Source organism: Saccharopolyspora sp. NPDC047091, from assembly GCF_040643635.1.
Taxonomy (GTDB): domain Bacteria; phylum Actinomycetota; class Actinomycetes; order Mycobacteriales; family Pseudonocardiaceae; genus Saccharopolyspora_C.
Genome location: NZ_JBEYUS010000075.1, coordinates 21,511 through 29,235 on the forward strand (window position 1 = coordinate 21,511; position 7,725 = coordinate 29,235).

Annotated in this window: 6 protein-coding genes; 3 read left to right on the forward strand and 3 right to left on the reverse strand. The window is 70.9% G+C overall.

The features are described from left to right. Positions 1 to 61: 61 nt before the first annotated feature. Positions 62 to 211, reverse strand: a complete 150-nt coding sequence (locus tag ABZ805_RS24820; protein WP_358444835.1) for a DUF5679 domain-containing protein — start codon at positions 209 to 211, stop codon at positions 62 to 64. A gap of 212 nt (positions 212 to 423) precedes the next feature. Between ABZ805_RS24820 and ABZ805_RS24825 the strand changes: the two genes are divergently transcribed. After that, positions 424 to 966, forward strand: coding sequence for a M48 family metallopeptidase (locus ABZ805_RS24825; protein WP_358444838.1), 543 nt, complete (start codon positions 424 to 426; stop codon positions 964 to 966). Between the two features lie 64 nt (positions 967 to 1,030). On the opposite strand, the gene ABZ805_RS24830 is transcribed toward ABZ805_RS24825, so the two are convergent. Continuing rightward, positions 1,031 to 2,506, reverse strand: coding sequence for a zinc-dependent metalloprotease (locus ABZ805_RS24830; RefSeq protein ID WP_358444840.1), 1,476 nt, complete (start codon positions 2,504 to 2,506; stop codon positions 1,031 to 1,033). Between the two features lie 141 nt (positions 2,507 to 2,647). Between ABZ805_RS24830 and ABZ805_RS24835 the strand changes: the two genes are divergently transcribed. Continuing rightward, a complete protein-coding gene (locus ABZ805_RS24835; RefSeq protein WP_358444843.1) occupies positions 2,648 to 3,673 on the forward strand; it encodes a PDZ domain-containing protein in 1,026 nt (341 codons plus the stop codon). Between the two features lie 380 nt (positions 3,674 to 4,053). Here ABZ805_RS24835 and ABZ805_RS24840 read toward each other — a convergent pair whose 3' ends face one another. Next, the gene (locus tag ABZ805_RS24840; RefSeq protein ID WP_358444846.1) at positions 4,054 to 4,584 is read right to left on the reverse strand and encodes a PPA1309 family protein; all 531 of its coding nucleotides are present in this window, start codon (positions 4,582 to 4,584) and stop codon (positions 4,054 to 4,056) included. A 228-nt stretch (positions 4,585 to 4,812) separates the two neighbouring features. On the opposite strand from ABZ805_RS24840, the gene ABZ805_RS24845 reads away from it, so the two are divergent. Beyond that, positions 4,813 to 7,698, forward strand: coding sequence for a UPF0182 family protein (locus ABZ805_RS24845; protein WP_358444849.1), 2,886 nt, complete (start codon positions 4,813 to 4,815; stop codon positions 7,696 to 7,698). The last annotated feature ends 27 nt before the right edge of the window (positions 7,699 to 7,725 follow it).

Genomic DNA, 7,725 nt, shown 5'->3' on the forward strand with positions numbered 1-7,725 from the left:
GTGGTCCCACGTGCGGCGGGCGTCCGGTAGGACCGGGCCGCACGGGTTCCACCACCGATCCTCAGGCCTTGCCGAGGATGCGGGTCATGCGGGTCCCGCACACGGGGCAGGTGCCCTTGGCCATCCGTCGGCCGTTGGTCTCCGTGATCTCGCCGTCGAAGTCGCGCTTCTCGCGGCATTTCACGCAGTAGCCGTTGTAGGTGTCGGCCACGGCGTCCTCCTTGGTGTTGTGATCGCTACGGCGCGTGCCCGGCCGGACCGCGCTGGAGGAACCGTACAGGTGGCCGTATCGATATCACTGCATTCAGCTGATCGCATGTTAGGGGGAATGGAGTAATTCGTTAGGTGATCACGCGCAGTAGGCATGTGGAAAACCGCACTGCGATGTCCGTACGTCGGTGCCACTCGCTAAGGTCAGGTCTCGTGGCAGAACCGCAGGTCGAGGTGCGTCGCAGCAAACGACGGCGCCAGACGGTCAGCGCGTACCGGGACGGCGACAAGGTCGTCGTGCTGCTTCCGGCTCGGATGAGCAGAGCCGAGGAGAAGAAGTGGGTGGCGGAGATGCTCAGCCGCCTGCAGCGCAGCGAGACCCGCCGCCGATCACCGGCGCGCGACTCCGACGCCGCCCTCGCCGAACGCAGCCGGGAACTGTCCGAGCAGTACCTCGACGGCCGCGCCGAACCGCGCTCGATCCGCTGGGTGCCGCCGATGCGCACCCGCTGGGCGTCCTGCACCCCCAGCACCAGGCACATCCGGATCAGCGAGCGGCTCCGGGACGTGCCGAGCTGGGTGCTGGACTACGTGCTGGTGCACGAACTCGCGCACCTGCTGGTGCCGGGGCACGGCGACGACTTCTGGAAGTGGGTCAACCGGTACCCGAAGACCGAACGCGCCGTCGGCTACCTCGAAGGGCTCTCCGCGGCCGCGAACCTCGGCCTCACCATGGACGGTGAGCCGGAGGGCTGAGCGCGGCCCCGAACGCGGAACGGCGCCCCGGAAGATCACACTTCCGGGGCGCCGTCGCGTCGGGTCACTTCGAGTCGGGACCGTCCTCGTCGTCCTTCGAGCCCCGGTCGTCCTCGGAGTCCCGGTCGCCCTTCGAGTCCTGCTCACCGGCGGCTGCGGCCTGCTCGGCCTCCTCGGCGCGCTTGATCGCCGCGATCGGGTCGTCCAGGTCGGAGGAGCCGCCCCAGCGGTCCGCGAAGTCCAGCGGCTCGTCCAGGTCCGCGGCGTCCGGCAGCAGATCGGGGTGGTCCCACACCCGGTCGCGGCTGTCCAGGCCGTGCCGCTCGGTCATCAGCCGCCACAAGTTCGCCGCGTCGCGCAGCCGGCGGGGCCGCAGCTCCAGGCCGATCAGCGTCGCGAAAGTCTGCTCCGCCGGGCCGCCGCTCGCACGGCGCCTGCGGATGGTCTCGCTCAGCGCGCCCGCCCCGGGCAGCCGTTCGCCGAGTGCGTCCGAGACGACCACGTCGACCCAGCCCTCGACCAGGGCGAGCAGCGTCTCCAGCCTGGTCAGCGCGGCTTCCTGCTCCGGCGTGGTCTTCGGCTCGAGGAGGTTGGAGCCCATCAGCTCCTGCATCGAGCTCGGGTCCGTCGGGTCGATCTTGCTCGCCAGGTCCTCCAGCGAGGACGTGTCGACCTGGATGCCGCGCGCGAACTCCTCGACGGTCGCCAGCAGCCGCTGCCGCAGCCACGGCACGTGGCTGAACAGCCGGTGGTGCGCCGCCTCCCGCGCCGCGAGGAACAGGGTCACCTCGTCCAGCGGCCGGTCCACGCCCTCCGCGAACCGGGCCACGTTCGCGGGCAGCAGCGCCGCGGTGCCCTCCGGCGCCAGCGGCAGGCCCACGTCCGAGGAGGTCAGCACTTCGCCGCCGAGCTGCGCGAGGCTGTTGCCCAGCTGCGAGCCGAAGCCCAGCCCGCCCATCTGGCTGAGCATGGAGAGCAGCGGCCCGGCGGCCTGCTTGGCCTCCGCGGGCAGCGCCTCCATCCAGGCGGTGGACATCCGCTGCGCCACCGGATCGCACAGCCGCTGCCAGGTCGGCAGGGTCTGCTCCACCCAGTCCACCGACGACCAGACCTTCGTGGTGCGCGCGCCCGCGGGCAGCGCCGTCGTCGGGTCGAGCCACAGCTCCGCGAGGTGGACCGCGTCCTGCGCGCCCTTCACCTCCTGCTGGCTGGGCCGCTCGGTGCGCTCGTTCGAGTGCAGCTGCTGCACCGCGAGCTGCTTGGCCAGGTCGTAGTTGACCGGCCCGGAACCGCCGCCGCCCGAGTGGCTCAGCACTTGGCCCAGCTGGGAGAACATCTGGCCCAGCTGGCCCATGTCGAAGTTCATCCCGCCGGGCATGCCGCCCATGCCGCCGCCGGGTAGCGCGCCGCCGAAGCCGAACCCCTGCCCGGAGTCCTGACCGGAACCACCGGCGCCACCGGAGCGCCCTTCCGACGACTCCCCCTTGTCGCGGTCGTCGTCGGGATCCTGCGGGCTGAACCCGAACGGCATGTCACTCATGCCTCCACCGTACGCGGATCGTGCCGAACCGGATAAGTCGCTCGGCGACCCGCCGCGGCGGCGATGTCGCAGCGTGCGGGTGCGTTCGGCGATCACCCGCCCGGAGATCGCGCCGGAGCCGGGCACGTACCCTGTCGCCTCGTGAGCCGTCGAACCTGGACGTTACTGACCAGCGTCATCCTGGTGGCCGCTTTCGGACTGCTCGGGGCGTTCGCCCCGGTGCCGTTCGTGGCGCTCGGTCCGGGACCGACCTACAACACCCTGGGCGAAGAGGCGGGCACGCCGGTCATCCGGATCGACGGCCAGCGGACCTACCCGACCGCCGGGCACCTGAACATGACCACCGTGTCGGTGACCGACCACCTGTCGATGCTGGGTGCGCTGGGGCTGTGGGTCTCCGGCCGGTACGCCCTCGCGCCGCGCGAGGTCTACTACCCGCCGGAGAAGACCGAGCAGCAGATCGAGCAGGAGAACACCCAGGCGTTCAACGACTCGCAGACCGACGCGGAGACCGCGGCGCTGCACCACCTGGGCTACCCGACGAAGGTGCTGGCGGGCACGGTCGTCAACGGCAGCCCCGCCGACGCGGTGCTCGAACCCGGCGACCAGCTGATCGCCGTCGACGGGAAGCCGATCACCGACCCGCCCTCGCTGCAGGCCGCGATCGCGGCCAGCAAGCCGGGGGAGCAGGTCGGGCTGACGTTCCGGCACGGCGACGAACCGCAGCGCACCGTGCCGGTCACGCTGGGCGCGAGCTCCGACGGCCGGCCGCAGGGCTTCCTCGGCGTGGGCGCGGTGGGCCGCCCGGACGTGCCGTTCGACATCAAGATCAGCCTCGCCGACGTCGGCGGCCCCTCCGCCGGGCTGATGTTCTCGCTGGCGATCGTGGACAAGCTGACGCCCGGCGAGCTCAACGGCGGCAAGTTCATCGCGGGCACCGGCGAGATCGACGCGGTCGGCAACGTCGGCCCGATCGGCGGCATCCCGTTCAAGATGACCATGGCGCGGGAGGCCGGGGCGACCACGTTCCTGGTGCCCGCCGGGAACTGCTCCGAGGCGAAGTCGCAGGCGCCGGACGGGTTGCAGCTGGTGCGCGTCGGCACCCTCGACGAGGCGACGAAGGCGTTGGACACCATGCGCGATGGCGGGATGCCGCCCAGCTGCTGATCGGAGTCGGCCGTCGAGCGGTCGCCCGATGATCCGGCGAGCCGTCGATCGGCCGCGACGCCGGTCGGGCGGGCCGCCGGGCGGGCTGGTGCGTTGATCGGGCTGGGATGTTGATCGGCCGGGCCTGATCGGGCCGGGCCGGGAGGTTGATCGGGACGGGACTGATCGGTCGGGTCTGATCGGGCCGGGCCGTCGGCCGGGCCGGATGTCGGCGTCGGTCGGGCCCGGACGTTGATCGGTCGGCCCTGATCGGCCGCGTCGTCGGTCGTGCGAGCCGTCGGTCGGCAGGGCCGTCGGTCGGCCGGGTCCTCGATCGGCCGGCCGCCGATGCGCTGATCCCTGCGAACCGCCCGGCGCAGGGCGGTCCGCACCGGGAACCGCTACGCCGCGGTGAAGGTCTCGTGCAGCGCGCGCAGGAGGTTCGGCGCCAGCGACGGGTCCTGCACCAGCTCGCCGTCGCCGCCGCTCTCCCGCAGCCGCAGCACGCAGGTCTCGTGCCCGCCCCGCAGCACCGCCGCCACCAGCCGAGCCTCCTGCCGGTCCGGGTGCTCGGCCGCCGCGCGGCGCGCCTCCTCGTCGTCATCGGTGGGCAGCGCGGACTCCGCCTCCGGCGGCAGCACCACGATCTCCTGCACCAGCGCGCACCCGGCGACCAGCTCGGGCCACTCGATGCGGGCCAGCGCCTCCGCCAAGTCCTCCGCGGGCAGCGACTCCTGGGCGATCGGGGTCATCGCCGAGTCCGCGTCCAGCTCGGCGGCCAGCGACGGCTGGGCGGCCAGCAGCTCCTTGGTCGGCACCAGCGCGAAGATCTGGGTGGGCTGATCCCAACCCGCGGCGGCCACGAACTCTTCGACCTCGCGGGCGGCGCCGGGCAGGGCGGCGGCGAGGTCCTCACCATGAGCGGCTGACATGCCGCTCATCGTCGCACCCCGCACCCGGCGGTCCCGCGCCCGACCGCCGCCGGGCCGCCGAGATCGTCCGGTGCCGTCATGACCAGCGGCGGGGATGTCGGATTCGCCGGAATTCGAGTGCGATCGGGGGAACCCTCGACGACATCGTAGAGTTGAACATCGCGAGGGGAGTCGTCCCCGGCCCGTCGATCGTCGCCTGGAGTGTGCGCTGTGGCCATGCGGCCTGTAATGCCGAAACTGTCCCGGCGGAGCCGGATCCTGCTGATCATCGGCGTGGTCGTGCTCGCCGGCCTGATCATCTGGTCCAGCTTGGTCGGGGCCTACGTCGATTGGCTCTGGTACGGAGAAGTCGGCTACCAAGGGGTGTTCACCACCCAGCTGCTCACCCGGATCGGCCTCGGCGTCGGAGCCGCGCTGTTCCTCGGCGCCGTGCTGCTGCTGAACCTGTGGATCGCCTACCGCACCAGGCCCGTGTTCGTGCCGATCAGCGGACCCGACGACCCGCTCGCCCGGTACCGCACCCTGATCAGCGCCCGGCCCGCGGCGTTCGCGCTCGGCATCCCCGCCGCCGTCGCCGTCCTCGGCGGCCTCGCCGCGCAAGCCGACTGGCAGACCCTCCAGCTGTTCCTGCACAGCGTGCCGTTCGGGCAGACCGACCCCGAATTCGGCCACGACATCAGCTTCTACACCTTCCAGCTGCCGTTCTACCGCTGGCTGCTGTCCTGGGCGTTCGTCGCGATCACCGTCGCCTTCATCGGCGCGCTCGTCACGCACTACATCTTCGGCGGTGTGCGGCTCGCCGGTCGCGCCGGGCAGCTGTCCGCGCCCACCCGCGTGCAGCTCGCCGTGCTCGCCGGGCTGTTCGTGCTGCTCAAGGCCGTCGACTACTTCTTCGACCGGTACGACCTGCTGCTGTCCCAGCGGAACCCGCTGTTCACCGGTGCCACCTACACCGACCTGAACGCCGTGATGCCGGCCAAGCTGATCCTGCTGTGCATCGCGGTGTTCTGCGCCCTCGCGTTCTTCGCCGCCGTGGTCCTGCGCGACCTGCGCATCCCCGCGCTCGCCACCGTGCTGCTGGTGCTCTCCAGCGTGCTCGTCGGCGCCGTCGGGCCCGCGCTGCTCGAGCAGTTCTCCGTGCGCCCCAACGCCAACCAGCGCGAAGCCGAGTCCATCCGCCGCAACATCGCCGCCACCCGGCAGGCCTTCGACATCGGCGAGGACAAGGTCGAGGTGCACGACTACCCGGGGGTCACCAACCTCCGGCCCGAACAGGTCGCCGACGACGCGGGGACCATCCCGAACATCCGGCTGCTCGACCCCAGCGTCCTGTCCGCGACGTTCACCCAGCTCACCCAGCAGTACAACTTCTACGGCTTCCCCGACAAGCTCGACGTCGACCGGTACCGGGACGGCAAGGGGGAACTGCAGGACTACCTGGTCGCCCTCCGCGAGATCAACACCGCCGGGCTCGCCGCGAACCAGCAATCGTGGATCAACCAGCACATGGTCTACACGCACGGCAACGGGTTCGTCAGCGCACCCGCGGACCGCGTCGACTCCACCCTCGAAGACGGCCGCACCCAGGGCGGCTATCCGGTGTTCTCCGTCAGCGACGTCGCCAACAACGGCCGCGGTGAGATCCCCGTGGACCAGCCGCGGTCCTACTTCGGCGAACTCGTCTCCACTTACGCCATCGTCGGCGGCAACCCCGGCGACGCGCCCCGCGAGTACGACACCGACAGCAGCGCCTACACCTACACCGGCAAGGGCGGCGTGCCCATCGGCAACTGGTTCAACCGGCTCGTGTTCGCCGCGCACTACACCGACCGGAACATCCTGTTCAACCAGGCCATCGGGGACAACTCGAAGATCATCTACGAGCGGAACCCGCGGGAGCGCGTCCAGAAGGTCGCGCCCTGGCTCAAGGTCGACGGCGACCCGTACCCCGCCGTCGTCGACGGCCGCATCAAGTGGATCGTCGACGGCTACACCACGCTCAACAACTACCCGTACGCCGAGGTCACCGAGTTCGGCGAGGCCACCAACGACACCCTCCGCGGCGTCCAGCGGCAGCCCAACCAGCAGATCAACTACATCCGCAACTCGGTGAAGGCCACCGTCGACGCCTACGACGGCAACGTCGAGCTCTACGAAACCGACGACACCAAGCCGGACCCCGTCCTCAAGGCCTGGGAAGGCGTGTTCCCCGGCGTCGTCAAGCCCAGCTCCGAGATCACCCCGCAGCTGCGCGAGCACTTCCGCTACCCCGAAGACCTGTTCAAGGTGCAGCGCTCCCTGCTCACCGAGTACCACGTCGACGACCCCGCCGACTTCTACTCCACGCAGACCTTCTGGGAAGTGCCCCCGGACCCCACCAGCGGAGGCCAAGGCGGCGCCGCCGACGAAGGCAACCAGCAGCCGCCCTACTACGTGCTCGCCCAGGTCGAAGGCCAGGAGAACCCCACCTTCCAGCTCACCAGCGCCCTGACCGCGCTGCGGCGGCAGAACCTCGCCGCCTGGGTCTCCGCCTCCTCCGACCCCCGCGACTACGGGAAGCTCACCGTCCTGCGCCTGCCCACCAACACCCAGACCCCCGGGCCCAACCAGGTGCAGAACCAGATGGAGTCCACCCCCGAAGTCACCGAGAACCGGACCCTGTTCAACAACCCCAACGTCAACGCGATCTTCGGCAACCTGCTGACCCTGCCCGTCAAGGGCGGACTGCTCTACGTCGAACCGATCTACATCCAGCGCAACGAGCAGGACTCCTACCCGCAGCTCGCCCGCGTCCTCGTCTCCTTCGGCGGCAACGTCGGCTTCGCCGAAACCCTGCCCAAGGCGCTGGAACAGGTCTTCGGCGCCGGCGCGGGCGACGCCACCGGCGACGGCCAAGCTCAGCAGCCGCCGACCCAGCAACCCGGTCAGCAGCCGCCGGCGCCCGGTCAGCAGGCCACGCCCGAACTCCGCAGCGCCGTCAACGACATCCAGGGCGCGCTCGAACAGGTGCGGACCGCGCAGCAGTCCGGCGACCTCGGCAACCTCGGCGGCGCGCTCCAGCGGCTCGAAAGCGCCGTCGGCCGGTTCGAGCAGCTCCAGGGCAACGGCGGCTGATCCCGCCGCGGGCCGGCCCACCCGGCC